17 protein-coding genes and 1 tRNA gene are annotated in these 19,274 nt (G+C 55.5%); 8 read left to right on the top strand and 10 right to left on the bottom strand.

Annotated elements, in window-relative coordinates; translation table 11 throughout:
- Position 1: 1 nt before the first annotated feature.
- Both ACFO5Q_RS11825 and ACFO5Q_RS11820 read right to left on the bottom strand, forming a co-directional pair.
- Positions 2 to 403 (bottom strand): RidA family protein, encoded by a 402-nt coding sequence (locus ACFO5Q_RS11825; RefSeq protein WP_068148779.1) that lies wholly within the window; start codon positions 401 to 403, stop codon positions 2 to 4.
- The gene (locus ACFO5Q_RS11820; protein WP_068148775.1) at positions 400 to 828 is read right to left on the bottom strand and encodes an acyl-CoA thioesterase; all 429 of its coding nucleotides are present in this window, start codon (positions 826 to 828) and stop codon (positions 400 to 402) included. Before ACFO5Q_RS11820 ends, ACFO5Q_RS11825 begins: the two co-directional genes overlap by 4 nt.
- Before the next feature lie 310 nt (positions 829 to 1,138).
- Between ACFO5Q_RS11820 and ACFO5Q_RS11815 the strand changes: the two genes are divergently transcribed.
- The 3 genes from ACFO5Q_RS11815 (at position 1,139) to ACFO5Q_RS11805 (ending at position 3,798) form a co-directional block, all read left to right on the top strand.
- Positions 1,139 to 1,744, top strand: coding sequence for a hypothetical protein (locus tag ACFO5Q_RS11815; RefSeq protein ID WP_068148772.1), 606 nt, complete (start codon positions 1,139 to 1,141; stop codon positions 1,742 to 1,744).
- 297 nt (positions 1,745 to 2,041) lie between these two features.
- Complete coding sequence (locus ACFO5Q_RS11810) at positions 2,042 to 2,740, top strand: hypothetical protein (RefSeq protein WP_068148769.1); 699 nt, start codon at positions 2,042 to 2,044, stop codon at positions 2,738 to 2,740.
- 299 nt (positions 2,741 to 3,039) lie between these two features.
- Positions 3,040 to 3,798 (top strand): hypothetical protein, encoded by a 759-nt coding sequence (locus tag ACFO5Q_RS11805; RefSeq protein WP_068148766.1) that lies wholly within the window; start codon positions 3,040 to 3,042, stop codon positions 3,796 to 3,798.
- 242 nt (positions 3,799 to 4,040) lie between these two features.
- Here the strand turns inward: ACFO5Q_RS11805 and ACFO5Q_RS11800 are convergent, their stop codons facing one another.
- The 6 genes from ACFO5Q_RS11800 to ACFO5Q_RS11775 form a co-directional block, all read right to left on the bottom strand.
- Positions 4,041 to 4,352, bottom strand: a complete 312-nt coding sequence (locus ACFO5Q_RS11800; protein ID WP_068148764.1) for a GIY-YIG nuclease family protein — start codon at positions 4,350 to 4,352, stop codon at positions 4,041 to 4,043.
- A gap of 137 nt (positions 4,353 to 4,489) precedes the next feature.
- Positions 4,490 to 6,088, bottom strand: a complete 1,599-nt coding sequence (locus tag ACFO5Q_RS11795; protein WP_231727269.1) for an AMP-binding protein — start codon at positions 6,086 to 6,088, stop codon at positions 4,490 to 4,492.
- A 34-nt stretch (positions 6,089 to 6,122) separates the two neighbouring features.
- Positions 6,123 to 7,307: an acyl-CoA dehydrogenase family protein gene (locus ACFO5Q_RS11790; RefSeq protein WP_068148761.1), complete on the bottom strand. Its 1,185-nt coding sequence runs from the start codon at positions 7,305 to 7,307 to the stop codon at positions 6,123 to 6,125.
- Positions 7,307 to 8,116: an enoyl-CoA hydratase family protein gene (locus ACFO5Q_RS11785; protein ID WP_068148759.1), complete on the bottom strand. Its 810-nt coding sequence runs from the start codon at positions 8,114 to 8,116 to the stop codon at positions 7,307 to 7,309. Before ACFO5Q_RS11785 ends, ACFO5Q_RS11790 begins: the two co-directional genes overlap by 1 nt.
- An 11-nt stretch (positions 8,117 to 8,127) precedes the next feature.
- Positions 8,128 to 8,595: a MarR family winged helix-turn-helix transcriptional regulator gene (locus ACFO5Q_RS11780; RefSeq protein WP_068148756.1), complete on the bottom strand. Its 468-nt coding sequence runs from the start codon at positions 8,593 to 8,595 to the stop codon at positions 8,128 to 8,130.
- Entirely contained in the window at positions 8,596 to 9,351 is a 756-nt protein-coding gene (locus ACFO5Q_RS11775) for an SDR family NAD(P)-dependent oxidoreductase (RefSeq protein ID WP_068148753.1), read from the bottom strand.
- 313 nt (positions 9,352 to 9,664) lie between these two features.
- On the opposite strand from ACFO5Q_RS11775, the gene ACFO5Q_RS11770 reads away from it, so the two are divergent.
- From ACFO5Q_RS11770 to ACFO5Q_RS11760, 3 genes are all read left to right on the top strand, one after another.
- The gene (locus tag ACFO5Q_RS11770) at positions 9,665 to 10,957 is read left to right on the top strand and encodes an outer membrane beta-barrel protein (protein WP_068148750.1); all 1,293 of its coding nucleotides are present in this window, start codon (positions 9,665 to 9,667) and stop codon (positions 10,955 to 10,957) included.
- 77 nt (positions 10,958 to 11,034) lie between these two features.
- A complete protein-coding gene (locus tag ACFO5Q_RS11765; protein WP_231727268.1) occupies positions 11,035 to 11,586 on the top strand; it encodes a polysaccharide biosynthesis/export family protein in 552 nt (183 codons plus the stop codon).
- A gap of 27 nt (positions 11,587 to 11,613) precedes the next feature.
- Complete coding sequence (locus ACFO5Q_RS11760) at positions 11,614 to 13,884, top strand: GumC family protein (RefSeq protein WP_068148744.1); 2,271 nt, start codon at positions 11,614 to 11,616, stop codon at positions 13,882 to 13,884.
- Between the two features lie 163 nt (positions 13,885 to 14,047).
- On the opposite strand, the gene ACFO5Q_RS11755 is transcribed toward ACFO5Q_RS11760, so the two are convergent.
- Positions 14,048 to 14,137, bottom strand: a tRNA-Ser gene (locus ACFO5Q_RS11755).
- Positions 14,138 to 14,434: 297 nt separating this feature from the next.
- Here ACFO5Q_RS11755 and ACFO5Q_RS11750 point away from each other — a divergent pair.
- Positions 14,435 to 14,830, top strand: a complete 396-nt coding sequence (locus ACFO5Q_RS11750; RefSeq protein WP_068148741.1) for an energy transducer TonB family protein — start codon at positions 14,435 to 14,437, stop codon at positions 14,828 to 14,830.
- Positions 14,831 to 15,201: 371 nt separating this feature from the next.
- On the opposite strand, the gene ACFO5Q_RS11745 is transcribed toward ACFO5Q_RS11750, so the two are convergent.
- Complete coding sequence (locus ACFO5Q_RS11745; RefSeq protein WP_068148738.1) at positions 15,202 to 17,514, bottom strand: methyl-accepting chemotaxis protein; 2,313 nt, start codon at positions 17,512 to 17,514, stop codon at positions 15,202 to 15,204.
- Between the two features lie 245 nt (positions 17,515 to 17,759).
- On the opposite strand from ACFO5Q_RS11745, the gene ACFO5Q_RS11740 reads away from it, so the two are divergent.
- Positions 17,760 to 18,935, top strand: a complete 1,176-nt coding sequence (locus tag ACFO5Q_RS11740) for a BaiN/RdsA family NAD(P)/FAD-dependent oxidoreductase (RefSeq protein WP_068148734.1) — start codon at positions 17,760 to 17,762, stop codon at positions 18,933 to 18,935.
- Positions 18,936 to 19,274 lie beyond the last annotated feature (339 nt).

The raw sequence follows: 19,274 nt of genomic DNA, 5'->3' as shown, positions 1-19,274 counted from the left end.
CTTATCCCTCACTTGCCGGCAGCACCGCCGTGGTCTCAATTTCGATCTTGGCTTTTTCTTCCATCAGGCCGGAAACCTCTACGCACGCCATGGCGGGATAGTTCTTGCCCATGCATTCGCGCCACACCTGGCCCATGCCGCGCAGGTTCGCCAGATATTCATCGCGGCTGGTGACATACCATGTCATGCGCGCGATATGCTCCGGCCCCGCGCCGGCTTCCGCTAGCACCGCCAGCGTGTTCTCCAGCACTTGCCGGTATTGGCCCAGGAAGTCTTCGGCTTCCCATTTCATGTCGGGTGTCCAGCCCACCTGGCCCGCCACAAACACCATGCGGCCTTCCGCCATCACGCCGTTTGAATAGCCGCTTGGGCGCGGCCAGCCCTCGGGCAACAGTGCCTTCATGAATTCTCTCCCTCTGGTGCTAGCCATTTTTCCATGGCGGCGCGCATGTCATCAGGCCACGGCAGGCTTTTGCCTGTTTCCATGGCCATATGGGCGATCACAAATGTCATGCGGAAGCGGTCTTCCCCGCCTGATGTTGCCCGGATGCGCAGGTGCACGCTGCTGCGGCCAATCTTTGTGACGGTCAGCGCGAACGTCAGCTCGTCATGCATGCGCCCCGCGCCGATGAAATCGGCCTCTATATGCACGGTGGGCACAGCGCGCTTCTCATCGATGTGCAGGTGCTTGAAATCAAAGCCCAGCCCGTCACCGAACCAGTCTTCGATAAAGTCATTCATCATGCCGAAATAGCGCGGGTAAAAGGCAATGCCTGCCGCATCCGTGTGGGCGAAGCGTATTTTCCGCGTGCGGCTGAAGGTCGCCATGAAAAGTCCCCGACAAAAAGTTACCAACTGGGCCATTTGATAAATTTATTTTAGCACTAAATTAAATTCCCGACAAGGGCACTTTCGGGGCGGTGGGTGAGTCGGCTCCAGGCATGTCTAAATACGTGATCGGGGGCGGCTATTTGTCTCGCCTTGGGACAAGGTCGTTACATATAGGCAACATATTACACCTATTGGGGGTTTTTCGTTTTTCCTCGTTTGACCCGGGCCTCAAAAGGATGTAACAATTCTCCTAATTATTTAATTCGATTCAGTTTTTGCTGAACGATCTTGCCTAAAGGAGCGGATTATGCGTCTGGCAATTGTTATCGCGGCTTTCGGTCTGGTGCTTGGTGCACCGGTTGTTGCGCCGACTGCATTTATGAACAAGGCGGAAGCGCAGTCGACTGCTACGCTGCCTGCGGCTGAGCAAGCCAGCGTTGACGCGGCCATTGATGCGGTGCTGGCAAACACCGCCCTGACCGCAGATCAAGTTACGCAGCAGATCGCAACCATTGTGCAGAATTCGTCCAACCCTGCCGCCGCAGCCAAGCGCGTTTCAGCCAAAGTGAGCAGTACGCCTGGGTTGTCAACGGCGATCATACAAGCAACTGGCGCCGGTTTGATGCAGGTTGTTACCAACCTTCAAAGCACGGATCCATCTACGGCATCTAACATTCAGGTGACGGTTGCCATGAGCTCGTCAGCAGACTTCCAGATCGGCTATGTCAACGGGCCAACGACACGGTCGACATTTGGCAGCAATAACCAGCAGACGGGCAATACGCAGACCCCTGTCGTGCGCCGCACGGTGACACGCCGGACAGTTGTTCCACCACGCCCCCGCATTCCGACCACGCCAGTTGTGCCGATCGTGCCAGAGCCGAACCCACAGCAGGCGGGCAGCCCAACCTAAGGCGGGCGATACATTCAGAATTCCAGAAGGCCGGGCATGTCCCGGCCTTTTTGCATTCTTGTCATGCCGGGCGAGCGGGCCTTGGCGCGCGAGGGAACGGCATCCATAGGCCTTTACCCGGCTCGACCTGCAATACATTTCTGGGGCAAGCTGTCGCTCGCCAGCTCCCTCCGAATAGCTATCAAGCCATTGGACTGTTTCACTAAAATTGACTCTGACATTTGTATTTGTTTAAGAATTGTGAGATAGTGTTTCCGATCACGTCGATTGCGACAAAGAATTTATTGGAGTGGGATCATGCGTTTTGCGATGATATTTCTGGCCCTTGCGCTGGTGATGGGGGCGCCCATTGCGCCGTCAAGTGTGATGAACAAGGCGGAAGCGCAGGCCACTACAACGGACCCAACTTCGACGCTGCAGGCTGAGCTTATTGCAGCTGCTGGTAATCCTACGCTGCTCCAGCAGATCGTCTCGCGCGAACAGGCGGCTGGTAATTCAGCGAACCTGGCAACAGCGCTTGCGAATGCGTCGGTGGCTCTTGCTGCAACTGACCTTGCCGGCGCCGGTGAACTGGTGAAGAAGGCAGTTGACGTTGCGCAAGGTGTTAATGACACCAATGTGGCGAACATTGTTGGCGGTGCGGCAAGCACCATTGCGACAACAGCCATCAACCGTGGCGACGCGCGCCTTTCGGCTGATATTACCACGAAGGTTGCCATTGGGCGCTCCACGGATGTTGCCCTTGGTTTCGTGAACGCGGGCGGCAGCGCGGGTCGTAACATTCCGCAAACCGGCGGTGGCACCGGCGGTGATACAGGTGGTGGCCAGCAGCAGCAAGGCGGTCAGCAGCAGACTGGTTCCACGACCACCACGCCTGTCGTGCGCCGCACCACGCGGACGCGGACTGTCATTCCGCCACGGCCTCGCATTCCGACGACTCCGATCGTACCGGTCATTGTTGAGCCGAACCCACAGCAGGCGGGCAGCCCAACCTAAGGCGGGCGACACATTCAGAATTCCAGAAGGCCGGGTTTTCCCCGGCCTTTTTGCATTCTTGTCATGCCGGGCGAGCGGGCCTTGCTGCGCGAGGGAACGGCATCCATAGGCCTTTACCCAGCTCGACCTGCAATACATTTCTGGGGTAAGCTGTCGCTCGCCAACTCCCCCCCCGAATAGCTATCAAGCCATTGGACTGTTTCACTAAAATTGACTCTGATATTTGTATTTGTTTAAGAATAGTGAGATAGAGTTTCTGAATAAGTCGGTTACGACTAGGAATTTATTGGAGTGGGATCATGCGTTTTGCAATGATGGTAGTAGCCGTAGGGCTGGTGATGGGGGCGCCAATTGTTGCGCCGACAAGCGTGATGAACAAGGCTGAAGCGCAGTCCGACACGACGGCATTAGCCGAAGAACGAACCCTGCAGGCGCAACTGGTTGCGCTCGCCCAGGCTGGTAATACCGCGGGCATCCAGCAGCTGATCCAAATCAAGATTGCCCAGGGCAAAGGCGCAATGGTTGCCAAGGTTGCCAAAGCCGTTGCCAATATGGGTGCCCAACTCGCAGGTACTGACCCGAACAATGCCGCAGCCTTGGTGAATGCAGCGATTATGATCGCAGGCGATCCGGCAGTGACTGCGGCGGACAGCACGGTTACCAATGCAGTGGCTTTAGCAGCGGGTGCTGCAGTGTCAAGGATGTGGGACGATTCTGGGGCCACTGTGAGGTCTACTCAGAATGGTACAGAAGTTATGTCCGGCAACCCGGCAACGCTTGCGGCCATGAATTCAATCGTGAGAGCCGTCAATTCGTCCAGCAACAGGAGTTTCCGGAATACAGTCTATACAAATGCGCCAGCTGGCGGGAAGAAAGCATTAGATAGCAATAGGCCAGGGAACAACCAACAGTTTGGCGGCACCACGACGACAACGCCGACCGTACGCCACACCACGCGGAACCGGGTTAGTGCCCCACCACGCCCCCGCATCCCGCGCAACACTGTTGTGCCGATCATTATCGAGCCAAACCCACAGCAGGCGGGCAGCCCAACCTAGGGCGGGCGTGACATTTCAGAATTCTCAGGAAGGCCGGGTTTTCCCCGGCCTTTTTCGTTTATACCGGCGCAAGCCGGTATTCCTATGTCGGTGAAAACCGGTATCTGTTTCAGGTAAGGACTCTATTCTGACAAAGATCCCGGATCACGCTTCGCTTGTCCGGGATGACAACTGAACATCAATCGTCATTCCGGCCCCTCGCGTCATACCGGCGCAGGCCGGTATCTCTATCAGAAAGAGCCTCACCAGTTAAGTCGCCCATAAAGGTCGTCCCACTCGGGATTATGCTCTTCGATCAACCTGACCTTCCAGGCCCGTTGCCATTCTTTCATGGCCTTTTCGCGGGCAATTGCCTCCTCCACCGTATCGTACGGTTCAACATACACCAGCCGACGCAGGTTATATTTGTGGGCAAAGCGTGATCCCTTACCGTCGCGGTGTTCTGTTATCCGCCGTGCATTATTGTTGGTAACGCCGATATATAGTGTGCCGTGCGGCCTGTTGGTCAGGATATAAACATAGTAGGTCAGCGCAGCATTCCCCCAACTGCGCATTGTGTGCCAGGCCTATCAGGCGGGAGACGGGGTCAAAAAGGTTTTACTCGTGCGCTATGATAACAAAGGTCCCGGCCTTCGCCGGGACGACGGGTCAGTTTTTCGTCCTACCGGCGCAGGCCGGTATCTGGAGCCAACTATCCCTGGCGCAACTTGAACCGCTGGACCTTGCCGGTCTGTGTTTTGGGAAGCTCATCGATGAACTCGACAGCGCGTGGGTATTTATAAGGCGCGATGGTGTTTTTCACATGCGCCTGAAGTTCCTTCACCAGCTCGCCTGACGCTTGCGTGCCTTCCGCCAGCACGACGAAGGCCTTCACGATCTGGCCCCTGTCCGCGTCCGGCACGCCGATCACCGCGCATTCCGCCACCGCTTCGTGCAGCAGCAGCGCCGCCTCAACTTCCGGCCCGCCGATATTGTAGCCGGATGAGATGATCATATCGTCAGACCGCGCGATGAAGGTGAAATAGCCGTCCTCACTTTGGGCATAAGTGTCGCCCGTGACGTTCCAGCCGTTCTGTACATAGGTCTTCTGCCGGTCATCCGCCATATAGCGGCAGCCGGTCGGCCCCTTCACAGCCAGCCGCCCTTCTGCGGGTGGGGCCAGGATATTGCCGCTCTCGTCCAGAACGCAGGCCTGATAGCCGGGCACCACCTTGCCGGTGCATCCGGGCCGGATGTCTTCCTCGCGGGCGGAGATGAAAATATGGATCATTTCCGTGGCGCCAATGCCGTCCATCAGCTTGAGGCCTGTGGCCTTGAACCAGTCATCCCACGTGGCCTTTGGCAGGCTTTCCCCGGCGGAAACGCACGCTCGCAGGCTGGAGATGTCGAACTTCTCAAGTTCGCCAAGCATGGCGCGGTATGCCGTGGGGGCGGTGAACATCATGGTCACCTTGTGCCTCTCGACGCAGTCCAGCATGGCTGTTGGCGTGGGCGCATCCGGCAGGGCCACAGCCGCGCCGAAGCGCGCCGGGAATACCACCAGCCCGCCCAGCCCGAAGGTGAAGGCGATCGGCGGCGAGCCGCAGAAAACATCGTCCGATGTGGGCGACAGGATATGCCGGGCATAGGCGTCCGCCATGGCCAGCACATCCCGGTGGAAATGCATGCAGGCCTTGGGCTTGCCGGTGGTGCCGGAGGTGAAGGCCAGAAGCGCCACATCATCCTGCGCGGTGTCCACTGCGGTGAACTGGTCGCTGGCGTGGGCCATCAGGGCCTCAAGCTCCGCGCTTTCCTCGCCGAAGCCAACAGTGCGCAGGGGCGTTTGGGTGCTTTTCTGTGCGGCCTTCATCTCGTCCATCAGGCCGTTTTCGCTGAGCGCTAAGGTGATGCGCGCCATGTCGCAGATGGTGACAAGCTCGGGCGCGCGCAGGAGCGGCATGGTGGAAACCGCGACACCACCCGCCAGGAGCACGCCGTACCAGGCGGCGATCATCATCGGTGTGTTGCGCCCGCGCAAGAGCACCCGGTTTCCGGGTACCAGGCCAAGGTCGTGTGTCAGCGCATTGGCGATGCGGCTGGCGGTCAATCGCAGGTCGGCGTATGTCCAGGCACCACCCGACCACAGCACAGCCGGGGCATCAGGCGCGCCGCCTGCCAGAAGCGCCTCGGCCGCGTTCAGCCGTTCGGGGTACTTGAGATCCGGCAGGTCAAACGCCAGCTCCGGCCAGTCTGCCTCTTTGGGCAGGTTGTCCCGGGTAAAATGGTCACTATGGGCACTATCAAACATCATTTTGGGCCTCCCCAGTCCCAATAGTGTGAATTTTTTACTGTGACAGCAGTTGCCGGGCGATCACCAGTTTCTGAACTTCGGATGCGCCTTCATAGATCCTGAGCGCCCTTATTTCCCGGTAAAGCTCTTCTACTTTCACGCCTTTTGTCACGCCCATGCCGCCGAACATCTGCACCGCCTTGTCGATCACAAGCTGCGCCTGGTCCGTGGCGTACAACTTGGCCATGGCCGCTTCGCGCGTTACACGGGGCGCGCCGCTATCTTTGGTCCAGGCGGCTCTATATATAAGGAGCGCGCTTGCGTCGATATCTAGCGCCATCTCGGCCAAGCGTTCTTGTGTGATAGGCAGGTCAGCAAGCGGGGCACCGAAAAGCTCGCGCTCGCGGGTGCGCTTGAGCGCTTCCTCAAGGGCACGTCTTGCAAAGCCAAGCGCGGCGGCGCCGACGGTAGAGCGGAAAATATCCAGTGTCGCCATCGCCAGCTTGAAGCCCGCACCGCGTGCGCCCAACAGGTTTTCCTTCGGCACATGACAGCCTTGGAAGAAAAGCTTCGCCAACGGGTGCGGTGCGATCACCTCGATTCGCTCAGCGATTTCAAGGCCAGGCGTGTCGGCGTCTATCACCACTGCAGACAGGCCACGCGCACCCGGTGCCTCGCCCGTTCGTGCGAATACACAGTAAAAGTCGGCGATACCGCCGTTCGAGATGTATGTTTTCTCGCCCGACAGGCTGAGCTCACCGCCCGCATCCTTAAGCGTGCTGGCGATAGACGCCACATCCGAGCCCGCTTCCGGTTCCGTCAGCGCGAAGGCCGCAATTTTTTCACCCGCCGCCACGGCTGGAAGGTACGCCGATTTGATGGCGTCAGAGCCCGCCAGCGTGATGGCGCCAGAACCCAAGCCCTGCATGGCAAAGGCGAAGTCCGCAAGGCCAGAATGGCGGGCCAGCGTCTCGCGAATGATGCACAGGGATCGCACATCAAGCGTGTCGAACATGCCGCCGTAAGCCTTTGGCACCGCATAGCGAAGCCAGCCCCCGTCCCCAAGCGCTTTCACCAGAGCGCGGCAGGTGGTGTCTACGTCTTCGTGCGCGCCTGGTGCATCGACAATGTCGGGGAGGGTGGCCGCGGCCCAGGCATCAAGCCTATCTGCAAGCGTACGGTGATGGTCGTCAAAAAACGGCCAGGAAAGGAATGTGCGATCAGATGTCGAATCTGTCATCAGTCGCCCTCGAATACCGGTTTCTGTTTGGCCACGAACGCGTGGTAGGCGCGCTCGAAGTCTTTGGTTTGCATGCAGATGGCCTGCGCCTGGGCTTCGGCTTCAATCGCGGTGTCCAGGCTCATGTCCCATTCCATGTTCAGCTGGTTCTTTGTCATGCCGTTCGCAAAGGTTGGGCCGCCCGCAAGTCTGTTTGCCATGTCCTGCGCGTCCTTCATCAGGTCCGCCCGGGTGCTCAGTTTGTTGAAAAAGCCCCAACGCTCGCCTTCTTCGGCGCTCATGGTGCGGCCGGTGAACAGAAGTTCCGACGCCCGGCCCTGGCCGATGATGCGCGGCAGGATCGCACAAGCCCCCATGTCGCACCCCGCAAGGCCTACCCGGTTAAACAGGAAGGCTGTTTTTGCTTCCTTGGTGGCGATGCGAAGGTCAGACGCCATCGACATGATGGCACCAGCCCCAACGCAGATGCCGTCCACCGCCGCGATGATTGGCTGCGGACAACCGCGCATGGCTTTCACAAGATCGCCAGTCATACGGGTGAATTTGAGGAGCCCCGGCATGTCCATTTCCACAAGCGGGCCGATGATTTCATGCACATCACCACCAGAGGAGAAATTGCCTTCGGCGCCAGTGACGATAATAGCTTTCACTTCCGGCACATAAACCAGTTCGCGAAACATGTCCCGCATTTCAGCGTAGCTTTCGAACGTCAGTGGGTTCATACGCTCAGGCCGGTTCAGCGTTACGGTGCCGACGCCATTCTCGAATTGCCAAAGGAAATGCTTGGGTTTGAAAGTATTGGGGTTCATGTCGGATCCTCTCAGTCCTGGCTCAGCTTGGTTTGGTCCAGCTTGTCCAGTAGATTTGCGATCTGCTTGTGTTCGTCAGATGAAAGATTGGCAAAAATCTCGCCTACCCATTTGGCGTGGTCGGTGGCCATGTCTTCGAAAAGCGCTTTGCCCTTGTCGGTTAGCCGTGCAGTGGCCGCGCGAGCATCCTGCGCGCAGGGATTTCGCTCAACCAGCCCTTCTTTTACAAGCGGCGTCATCACCTGGGTGACATTTCCGTTCGAGACCATCAACTGTTTGGAAAGTTCGGAGAGGCGAATACCGCCTTCAGGCGCACGGTAAAGGTTAGCGAGCACATCAAAGCGCGACAGCGAGACGCCGTAGCCCGCATGCAGGCGAGACTGCAAAGTTTTACGCACCAGGTTGCTGGTGCCCAAAAGCTTCAGCCAGGTGCGCAGGGCGTCCTGCTCCTTGGGTGAAATGGCGGGGCGATTGGTCATTTACATAATCTCCCCGCAGGCAACGGCAATGGCTTGGCCGTTGATGGCACTCGCGCCGTCACTTACCAGCCAGAGGACGGCATCGGCGACTTCTTCGGGGGTCACCAGTCGGTTTTCCGGATTATGCTTGGTCAGTGCCTTCAGGGCTTCTTCTTCGCTGCGGCCGGTTTTCTCGACGATATTCCTGACAGAGGCTTGTACGATCTCGGTATCCGTGAAACCGGGACATACTGTATTGGCGGTGACGCCCGTGCCGGCAAGCTCAAGCGCAAGGGACCGGGTCATGCCGATAACGCCGTGTTTTGCGGCAGTATAAGCTGCGGTGTAGGCATAGCCCTTTAGCCCCGCGGTGCTTGCGACGGTAATGATTCGTCCAAACCCTTGCTCTTTCATCATGGGCAAGGCGGAGCGAGTGCATAGAAAGGCGCCGGTTAAGTTAACGTCCAGCATGGCCTGCCAGGTGCCAGTGTCAGTTTTTTCCAAAGGGGCGGTTGCGGCAGAGCCTGCGTTGTTCACCAGGATGTTAGGCTCATAGCCGGCGGTTTTCAGCTGCTTGAAGGCTTTTTCGACACTGTCTTCATCCGTGACATCCATGGGGACAAAGGCTGTGCCCTCCATTCGGGCTGCAGCGTCCTCCAGCCGTGCTTTGCTGCGTCCTGCCAGTACTGGGGTGATGCCAGCCTGGGAAAACGCATGGGCGATGGCAAGGCCGATGCCGCTGCCGCCGCCGGTTATCAAGGCTATTCGTCTCGTCACGTCAGGCTCCCCCGCCTCGTTTTTCGAACTGATTTATTTTAGCACTAAATTAAATAAGCATCAAGTTTGCTTCTCTGTGTAGCCTGATCGACATATTTCTACTTCAGGTTAGAATCAGCCATGTTTGCGTGAGTGTTTCTGGGTGGGAATGTTGCTAATTGGCAACATGTCGATCTATTAATTTTAAGATTGGCCTATTTTACACTTTGTCTCGCCATACCAAAAGGTTAGATGTGTATATTAAACCGCGTATTAAGTGGATTTTTTAGTCGGCCATAGATGTGCTGGCGATCTACCAACTGGGGTAAGTTAGATGAAAAAACAGATTTCCTTTTATGTAGCCACCGGCCTGCTTGCATCAACGGCGCTGGCACCGGCTGCTTTTGCACAGGATGAGGCCGCCGAGGCTGATGAAGTGACGTCCGTATACGAGCGGTATCGCCCGGATTATGATGCCCCAGGAATTCGTTCCGGCAGCTTCCTTTTCTATCCAACAATTGCAGCCGAAGGTAAGTACGATTCGAACATTTATGCGCAGGAAAGTGGCGTGACCGATGATTTCATCGCGCTCATCAAGCCTTCCTTTGCGCTGGTATCTGACTGGAATACAGACTTCCTGCAGGTGTTTGCTGATGCGAATATTGCCCGCTATACGGACAACAGCAGTGAAGACTGGGAAGACTTCAACATCGGCGCGTCTGGCCGGAAAGATATTTCCCATGGTACGGACATCCACGCTGACATCATGTACCAAGATGGCCATGAAGACCGTGGTTCTGCCGATGCGGTTGGCAATCAGGTGGCGCCTGCACAGACATCCACATTCCGGGCGTCGCTCGGTTTCAAGCGTGATGTTTCTATTCTCTCCGTTGCCCTTGATGGCCGCTACGTGAAGCAGAATTTTGACGATGTGGCCCTGCAGGGCGGCGGCACGCTCAACAACGACGACCGTGACCGTGATCGGGTAACCGTAGAAGGTCGTGTGGGTTACGAGCTCGCTGATGGCCGTGAAGCCTTCATTCGGGGTAGCATTGACCGGGTGGAGTACGACAATTCCAAAGAAGACGGCGGTCCACAGCGTAATTCCGACGGTATGGAAATCGTTGGTGGGGCGGCCTTCGATCTGACGGGTAAAGCCCGTGGCGAGGTCTACGGCGGTTACATGAAGCGCACGTTTGACTCTGAAACCATGGGTGAGATTGATGGCTTCAAGTTTGGTGCTGAACTCCTCTGGAATGTGAGCGGACTGACTTCCTTTACCGGTTCGATCAAGCGTTCCATTGATGAGACGTCAGTCTTTGGTGAGAACGAAAACGGCGTTGCCATTCCGGCATCTGGTATTATTTCCACCCTGGTCTTCGGTCGTGTTGAACACGAACTTCGCCGGAATGTACTGCTGAATGCACAAGGAAGCTTCACCAAGCAGAGCTTCGCACTTACCACTCGTGAGGACGACCTGATCAACTTTGGTGTCGGCGCGAAGTATCTGTTGAACCCGAATGTGAACGTGAATGTCGGCTATGACTATAGCTACCGTGACACGAACGTGCAGGGTCAGGACTATTCCCGTCATGCCCTCATGGTAAATGTGAAGGCACAGTGGTAGCGCTTGCTAAGCTGATTTGCTAGTATTACATCTTGTTTTGTAGGTAGCAGATCAGGCTTTTATGTATGCGTAATGTCATGAAAATAATGTTTCTTATAGCGAGCCTCGTGGGGCTCGCTTTTTCTGCGTCAGCCCAGGACGCTTCGCGTGCTGATGGCCTGGATGTTACTGTCCGGTATCAGTTGGGCTCAGGTGATCAGATTCGGGTCACCGTTTATGGCGAAGAAGATTTGTCTGGCGAGTTCGAGCTCGACGGCACTGGCGTTATATCAATGCCGCTTATTGGCGCCACCAAAGTGGGCGGCATGGACCTCGATAAAGCGGAGCAGCTGATTGCTGAAAAGCTTGCAGACGGTTATCTGATCAACCCGCGGGTCAGCGTAGAGGTCATGAATTATCGACCGCTCTACATTCTTGGCGAAGTGAAAAAGCCGGGAAGCTATCCGTTTGTGAATGGTATGACAATTTTGAATGCCGTGGCTCTTGCTTCAGGCTTCACCTACCGCGCAGCCAAAAAGAAGATTACAATCACACGCAAAGTCGATGGCATTGAACAAGACATCGAAGTAACTGACGCAACCCTGGTTTTGCCGGGGGATATTATCACAGTTCCCGAACGCTTCTTCTAAGTTAGCCGTTCCAGCAGGTTACAGACAATGTATGACAATCAGTATGTGAAGCAGCACGAAGTTAACGCGCCGGGAAGTGCGCCACATGGCCAGCAGGACGAGGAGATCGATATCCGCGCGTTGGCTCTGGTCTTATGGCGCCGAAAATGGGTGATTTTGAACACTGCCGTTTTCCTGGTTGTGCTGGCTACGATTGTCGTGTTCCAGTTGACGCCACGCTATACTGCAAATGCCATGTTGGCGATTGAAAGCCGACAGAACAGTGTCGTTGATCTTGAGGCAGTGATGTCCGGGCTGGGCACTGATCAGGCGGCAATCAAGACAGAGATTGATGTTCTGAAGTCCAGACGGCTTGTCGGCAAACTGGTGGATAGTTTGCGGCTGACCAACGATCCTGAGTTCAACAGTGACCTGAAGACGGACCGTTCACTGCTGTCGTACCTCAACCCGCTCAGCTATATGTCGGACAGCTGGAAGGCTGCCATTTTGGGAAGTAAACCTGACAGCCGGACGGAAGAGGAAATCGCGGAAGCGACAAGGGCCAAAGTCATTGATGTTGTTTCAGCGCGTCTTTCTGTTTCCAACCCGCCTCGTTCCTACACCCTCAATATTTCGTTTGAATCCGGGAACGCCAAAAAAGCAGCACAGATCGTTAACCGCTTGTCTGACCTCTACCTCACTGATCAGTTGGAAGTGAAGTTTGAAGCAACTCAGCGTGCCAACGAATGGCTGAATGAACGGGTTGCACAACTGCGCGACAAGGTTCGCCAATCTGAACAGGAAGCCCAGCGTTTTCGTGAGCGCCACCAGTTGGTTCAGACTCAGTCTGCTGGTTTGGTGAACGAACAACAGTTGGCACAAATCAATACGCAATTGGTAACAGCAAAGACCGAATTGGCCCGCATTGAGGCGCGCCAGCGCCAGATCGAGCAAAATGTTGCCGATGGTAAGATTGAGGAATCTGGCCTGATTGAAGTACTGCAGTCCCCGCTTATCCAGCGACTAAAGGAGCAGGAGTCGGAAGTTCAGCGGGAGCGGGCGGAACTTGCCACCCGCTACGGTCCAAAGCACCCCAGGATGTTGAATGTTGAAGCTGAGCTCGCCGACATCAGCTCAAAAATTTCCTATGAAATAGATAAGATCGTGGCGGGCATACGGGGTGAAGCCGAAGTGGCGGCCATCCGCGTGCAGACACTGCAGCAGAACCTGGACAATCTGAAGGCGGAGAGCTTTCAGGTTAGTCGGGCGCAGGTACAGATGCGTGAGTTGGATCGCGAAGCGGAAGCCAACCGTCTTCTGCTCCAAACATTCCTGACACGCTTCAAGGAAACGTCTAGTCAGGACGGCATGCAGCAGGCTGATGCCCGTATCATCGCAAAGGCAGACACGCCTATCGACCCGTCTTTCCCCAAGAAGAAGATGATTCTGGCACTTGTCGCTTTTGTGGGGCTAGCGCTAGGGGTAGGTCTGGCCTTCCTTCTTGAGGCCCTTGATAACGGTTATCGCAGCTTTGATCAGCTCCGTCAGGACCTTCAGCTCAGGGCTCTAGGCATGATTCCGCTGGTGGATAAATCTGCTCTAAAGGACATGAAGCCAGAAGAATATATCGCCCAGAAGCCGAATTCCTCGTTTGCTGAAGCTCACCGGAATGTGCATGCCTCCCTGATGTTCAGCGGGCAGGATGGTAGCACGCCAAAAGTGCTGGCGGTGACATCGTCTGTACCTGGAGAGGGCAAGACGACAGCGACACTCTGTCTCGCGCAGATTTTGGGCCGAACCGGTCTGAAGGTGCTTGTGGTAGAAGGCGATTTGCGCCGACCTGTATTCCGTGAGCGGATGGGTGTTTCCAAGGACAAACACTTGAGCGTGAACGACATTCTGACCGGTACGGCGCAGGAATCGGGCAAGGATATTTTCAAGGACGATGTAACGGGGATTCACCTTCTTTGGGCGGAGCGCGTTGATGACCCACAGGAGCGCTTTACGTCCGCAGAGTTCCGCCACTTCCTGTCAGAGGCACGTAAGCGCTATGACCTGGTACTGCTGGACACCCCTCCAATCATGGCTGTTGCGGATGCCATGATCATTGCTCGCCATGCCGAGAGCGTGATGTTTGTGATCCAGTGGGAAAACACGCCGAAGGGTATTGTAAAAACTGCCGTAAAACAGCTGGCACAAACACAGATTCCTCTTGCTGGTGCAGTGCTGACCCAGGTCAATATCAAACGCCATCGCGGGTATGGCTATGGTGACCAAGGCTATTACTATGGTGGCAAGAGCGCCTATTATACCAACTGATCGTCCTTGAGGGACTAAGAGGGGCGCTGTTGGCGCCCTTTTTTGTGCCTATGCCTCGCGGCCAGAGTTGCCAGATGGCTGAGAGCGGTTGGCGCAGGGCGCTAGCGAGCTTCGAGACAGTTGTTCTGCTTCGGTAACATCTTCTATATGGTATTAAAGATAATGGCGGAGTCGGAGGGATTCGAACCCTCGAGGGCGTTGCCACCCAACACGCTTTCCAGGCGTGCGCCTTAAACCGCTCGGCCACGACTCCGTTTTCCAGGCAGGCTGGAAGAGAAAGCACCCCATAAGATGGGGTGTGCGGGCGCACTATAGCCATATGAAACATAAAGGCAAGGGGAAATCCGTAGCTTTATTTCACCTCTACACGCAACTAATCGGTTCCAGGAATTCTTATGCTGAGACTCTTTATGTGCCGCGCGATCCAACTCGCAGAAACGCTAAGATTGAAGTCTTAACCTTAACGCGTTATTAACCATAAATCTTATCTTTGTTTTTACCTGCTTTCGCTTATGGTAGGAGAAAGCAACAGAGTTGAAGGAGGATCGGGATGGTATTTGGGGTGCTTGTTGGGGGCGTGGAAAAGCATGTGAAGATGATTCTTGCGCTTTTGTGTGCGGGGGCCTTTATGGCAATGGCAACGCCTGCATATGCGGATGAGCTTCAGGACTGGCAACGGGAGATTGTCAAGAAGATCGTGAAGTCCCACATCTATCCACGTTCTGCCATCGCACGGGAAATTGAAGGTCGCGCGAAGGTCAGCGTGACGATTGACCGCAGCGGTAAGATCACAGGTTTTGAGGTGCTGGAGCCAACTGGCGAGAGCCAGCTTGATAACGTGATTCCAAAGATGATGGAAAAGATGGACCCTCTGCCCGCGCCGCCAGACAGCCTGCCGGATGGAAACCTGACATTCACCATTCCGATTGCATGGCGTTTGCAATAAGCGCTTGAGTATATCGAGCAGACAAGGGGCCTTTGGGCCCCTTTTTTGTTGGCTATTGAAAATCGGCTCATGGGTAGAGGCTCATGTGTTCCTCACTATATATGTTACACACTATGCCTTTCTCAGCCCGGTTGCCGCACGTCTTTGTTCCCTATGTTGTATGGGTCTTTCGAGGGCCACTATCTGCGCTTGTGGGCCATATAACACTGTCTTGAGCCTGAGGGAGCCAGCTGGGCCCCGCCTATGCTAAAAAGTCTTGTCCGACTGCCTATGACGAGGGGCAGGCTGCAGCCAAAAAGAAAAGAGCTCCCGAAGGAGCTCTTTGAATAGGATCACTTGGGCGCGGCCGACGTGCCGACCGCAGCCAATTCTTATTCGGCGCGAATGGTTGCCAGGAAAGATTCCACCTGGCCGCGCAGCTCGTCGGACTGCTGCGTCAGCAACTGGGCCGCTGAAAGCACCTCTGTTGCGGCGCTGCCTGTGGATGTAGCGCCCTGATTCACGGCATGAATGTTTGAGGTCACTTCTTCGGTACCGGTAGACACCTCGCCCACGTTGCGGGCGATTTCCTGCGTGGAGGCGTCTTGCTGTTCCACAGCGCTGGCGATGGAAACGGATGTGGTCTCGATCTCGCCAATGATGCCTTTGATCTCGTCCATTGCCCGCACGGCAAGGTTGGTGGCCTGTTGCATGCCTTCCACTTGCTCGCTGATCTCCTGGGTTGCTTTGGCGGTCTGGTTGGCAAGCGATTTCACTTCGCTTGCCACAACCGCGAAGCCTTTGCCTGCATCGCCGGCACGGGCCGCCTCGATCGTCGCGTTGAGTGCCAGAAGGTTGGTCTGTTCGGCGATGTCGTTAATCAGCTTCACAACGTCGCCAATCTTCTGTGCGGCATCCACCAGCTCGGCGACATCCTTGCCAGCGTTTTCCGTGCGAGACACCGCATCGCGCGCTGCAGCGGATGACTGGTTGGTCTGGCCGGTGATTTCACGAACCGACGCTGACAGTTCTTCTGCCGCACTGGCCACCATCTGGGCGTTGGAGCTTGCCTGTTGGGCGGCGTTGGATACGACTTCAGATTTCTTAGAAGTATCATCAGCGGTTTCAGCCATGCCGCGTGCTGCATTTTCCATCTCAGTTGCCGAGTTGGACACACCTTGCACCACGGCCATAACAGACGCTTCGAACTTGTCCGCCAGGTCAAGCATGGCCTGGCGGCGTTCCTTACGGGCATTTTCTTCGCGTTCCTGCTCGCGTTTGCGATTGGCTTCTTCTTCCTCGCGCTTGCGGCGCTCTTCTTCTTCAGCCCGGGCACGCTCTTGCTCTTCGCGTTCCCGCTGTTCAATTTCAAGGCGCTGACGCTCAATGGCGTTTTCCTTAAAGATCTGTACCGAGCGGGCCATGTCGCCAACTTCGTCCTGCGCATCTGCGCTCGGCACTTCAACTTCAAGCTTGCCTTGGGCCAGCACCATCATGGTGTCGGAAAGGGCGTTTACAGGGCGAACTACGCGGAACATCACAACCCAGAAGGCCAGTGCGCCGATACCGGCAACGATGGCAAGTACGATCCAGGAAAGCGTCATGTTACCTGTGGCGGTGGAAACTGCGTCTTCATTCAGGCTCCGGGACAGATCACTGGCATATTGGCTCATGGCGCTTACAGGGCCAATGGCGTCTTGGGCCAGGTTGATCCAATCGCTTGGTGAAATACCGTAATCAGCGATTACGTTGCCTTCAAGGTCCATTTCTGCTGCGTCTGATGCGTCATAGATAGCGAAACGTGTTTCCTCAAACTCTGCAAAGAAGACATCCTCGATCTTTTTCAGCATCGCTTCGATTTCAGCTTCCTTGGTGCCTTCTTCGGCGACGGCAAGGCTGTTAACGATGCCTTGAACCTGCTCCCATGCTTCCTTGCCCTGGCCCACATATTGGGCATTCAGTGTTTGCATGGCTGCGCGGATTTGGGAGCCGGAGACGATGCTGCCGCCAAGGGCTGCGGATTCGCGGGTGGCATACTCGATCATCGACCAGAGATTATGCTTCAGCTGAATAACTTTCGAAATCCGGTCGTCGCCAAAGTCATAGTTATTTTCAAGGATCGCGCGCAGATCGGCTGCCGTCTCAATAACATCGTTGATGGCATTGGTGACATCGCGCCCCCGAAGTTCTCGGTCAGAGGAAATCCTGTCCAAATCCGCATCCAGCTGAGGACGCATTGCCATGTAGCTTTCATGCGCTTTGAAAAAGGCCGTCTTCGCCGCACCAAAACGCTGGTTGACGGAGGCGAAGATCGTCTCGTTGCCTGATGGGTTGTCAAATTCAGGAACATCCGGCAGGCGTGTCTGGATTTCGCTGAACGCACTGTCGATATCTTTACGTTGTTCAGCAATCTGAGTCGGGAAGAAGTCATCGGCTTCGGTTCTGAAGCCATAGGCCGTATTTGCAAGGCTGCGTTCATCCGCAAGGGCAAGCTTCAGTGTCGATATGCTGTCGATCAACTGGTTCACTTCCATCGCGTTTTTTGCGCGAGCGCTGTTGTCCGAGGCATCAAAAATCCGCCCAACCGTCAGCCAGATGATCATCGCCATCAATATAGCGGTCACAAACAACAGAAGGTTGCGAATGCTGAAAACTTTGCCTTGGGTAAGGCTTTGAAGCACGTTGCTGGAATCTTGCGCGGCCATTTTTAAACTGCCCCTCTACAAATCAGAGAACCCGACTATGAAAATTTAAGCTAAACCAATCCGATTCATTGCATATCACAGTTAATGAACCTTAAAGGCTTTGCCTGTTTTGGATGAAAAATGAATTCACCCTTCCCCCGTATGCGGATAGTAACGCCAATATTCTTGTTATCAATAGCTGCGTTCGATAAAAAGGCGGAGATTTTAAGGATTTAAGCGCTTCTTATGCCCAAAGGCGGACGTGAATGACCGGATTCGATGCCATAATCATTGGTGGTGGTGCCGCGGGCCTGATGTGCGCGCGTGAGGCTGCGTCCCGTGAACGCAGGGTTGTGTTGCTGGAACACAACAAGGCGCTTGGCGCAAAAATTCTGATTTCAGGTGGCGGGCGCTGTAATTTTACCAATGAGGATGCGGGTCCGAACGCCTACATCAGTCACAATCCACATTTCGCCAAATCGGCGCTCAGCCGGTATACCCAATGGGATTTTATCAGCATGATCGCCACTCATGGTGTGACCTGGCATGAAAAGACGCTGGGACAGCTTTTTTGCGACCAGGGCGCGGGCCGTATCCTGAAGGTGCTGACAGATGAATGCCACCAGAACGGCGCAAAGATACTCACCGGAACAAAAGTTGAGAAAGTTTCATTGGATGCCGGAACGTACCGCGTGGCCACAACAGCGGGAGAGTTTGAGGCTCCAAGCCTTGTGGTCGCGACAGGCGGGCTGTCCATCCCCAAAATGGGCGCAACAGGTTTCGCCTATGATATTGCCAAGCAGTTCGGGCTGGAAGTAGAGGCCCCAGAAGCGGCGCTTGTGCCTTTCACCTTTTCGGATGCAGACCTCGATTTCATGAAGCCGCTCGCAGGTGTGGCCGCAGACGCTGTCGTGTCGTGCGGGCGGACGAGCTTTCGCGAAGCCCTTCTTTTTACTCACAGGGGCCTGTCAGGCCCTGCCATCCTGCAGATTTCCAGCTATTGGCATCCGGGTGAGGCTGTCACCATCAACCTGCTGCCCGACCTTGGAGATAGCTTTGACTGGCTGCGTGCAGCGCGGGACAGTCGGCCGAAGACGGCGCTCAAGACGCTTTTGGCGGAGAAGTTACCGTCGCGGCTCGCTGAGGCCATCGCTTTAGACTGGCCAGGCCCGCTTGGCAGCCTGTCGAACAAACAGTTGCAGGCCATCAGTGACCGCTGCAGTCGATGGCACGTGGTGCCCAGCGGCACTGAAGGCTTCAAGAAAGCCGAGGTCACACGTGGCGGCATCAGCACCAGCGAGCTCAGCTCCAAAACCATGGAAGCCAAAAAGCAACCGGGGCTCTATTTCATAGGCGAATGCGTGGATGTGACCGGTTGGCTGGGCGGCTATAATTTCCAGTGGGCCTGGTCCAGCGGCTGGGCGGCGGCCCAGTATCTTTGAGAATAGCGCGGTTCACCGCTGTCAAACTGTCCGAAAACGAACACAAACTGTGTTCGAATACGGACAGGCTTTGGTCTCTGGATTGGCGTAAAAAGTATAACCCTTTTGTTTAAGAACAATAAAGTTTGAAAATTATTAATATAGTTTGAAAATAAATTCATATATTTAGAATAAAGAATGAAAATTAATGTCGCTTCTGATACTCTTCCAAGCGGAGGAGGCAGGTATCATGGGGCGCTACCGACAACTCAAGTCACTGTTCCCCGTCAGGGCTTATGGGGCCAAAGAAGGCAATTGCATAAGAGAGGATTTTGATTTCATTTGAAGTGACGTAAGGAA

Origin of the sequence: Kordiimonas lipolytica (assembly GCF_042651265.1) — a bacterium.
Classification (GTDB): Bacteria; Pseudomonadota; Alphaproteobacteria; order Sphingomonadales; family Kordiimonadaceae; genus Kordiimonas; species Kordiimonas lipolytica.
The sequence above is the reverse complement of the archived record's forward strand: the minus strand, read 5'-3'. Positions and strand labels throughout refer to the sequence as shown.

Excerpts from the sequence above, each read along its gene's own strand:
- ACFO5Q_RS11825 (WP_068148779.1), bottom strand. The coding sequence starts at position 403 with ATGAAGGCACTGTTGCCCGAGGGCTGGCCGCGCCCAAGCGGCTATTCA.
- ACFO5Q_RS11820 (WP_068148775.1), bottom strand. The coding sequence starts at position 828 with ATGGCGACCTTCAGCCGCACGCGGAAAATACGCTTCGCCCACACGGAT.
- ACFO5Q_RS11815 (WP_068148772.1), top strand. The coding sequence starts at position 1,139 with ATGCGTCTGGCAATTGTTATCGCGGCTTTCGGTCTGGTGCTTGGTGCA.
- ACFO5Q_RS11810 (WP_068148769.1), top strand. The coding sequence starts at position 2,042 with ATGCGTTTTGCGATGATATTTCTGGCCCTTGCGCTGGTGATGGGGGCG.
- ACFO5Q_RS11805 (WP_068148766.1), top strand. The coding sequence starts at position 3,040 with ATGCGTTTTGCAATGATGGTAGTAGCCGTAGGGCTGGTGATGGGGGCG.
- ACFO5Q_RS11800 (WP_068148764.1), bottom strand. The coding sequence starts at position 4,352 with ATGCGCAGTTGGGGGAATGCTGCGCTGACCTACTATGTTTATATCCTG.
- ACFO5Q_RS11795 (WP_231727269.1), bottom strand. The coding sequence starts at position 6,088 with ATGATGTTTGATAGTGCCCATAGTGACCATTTTACCCGGGACAACCTG.
- ACFO5Q_RS11790 (WP_068148761.1), bottom strand. The coding sequence starts at position 7,307 with ATGACAGATTCGACATCTGATCGCACATTCCTTTCCTGGCCGTTTTTT.
- ACFO5Q_RS11785 (WP_068148759.1), bottom strand. The coding sequence starts at position 8,116 with ATGAACCCCAATACTTTCAAACCCAAGCATTTCCTTTGGCAATTCGAG.
- ACFO5Q_RS11780 (WP_068148756.1), bottom strand. The coding sequence starts at position 8,595 with ATGACCAATCGCCCCGCCATTTCACCCAAGGAGCAGGACGCCCTGCGC.
- ACFO5Q_RS11770 (WP_068148750.1), top strand. The coding sequence starts at position 9,665 with ATGAAAAAACAGATTTCCTTTTATGTAGCCACCGGCCTGCTTGCATCA.
- ACFO5Q_RS11765 (WP_231727268.1), top strand. The coding sequence starts at position 11,035 with ATGAAAATAATGTTTCTTATAGCGAGCCTCGTGGGGCTCGCTTTTTCT.
- ACFO5Q_RS11760 (WP_068148744.1), top strand. The coding sequence starts at position 11,614 with ATGTATGACAATCAGTATGTGAAGCAGCACGAAGTTAACGCGCCGGGA.
- ACFO5Q_RS11750 (WP_068148741.1), top strand. The coding sequence starts at position 14,435 with ATGGTATTTGGGGTGCTTGTTGGGGGCGTGGAAAAGCATGTGAAGATG.
- ACFO5Q_RS11745 (WP_068148738.1), bottom strand. The coding sequence starts at position 17,514 with ATGGCCGCGCAAGATTCCAGCAACGTGCTTCAAAGCCTTACCCAAGGC.
- ACFO5Q_RS11740 (WP_068148734.1), top strand. The coding sequence starts at position 17,760 with ATGACCGGATTCGATGCCATAATCATTGGTGGTGGTGCCGCGGGCCTG.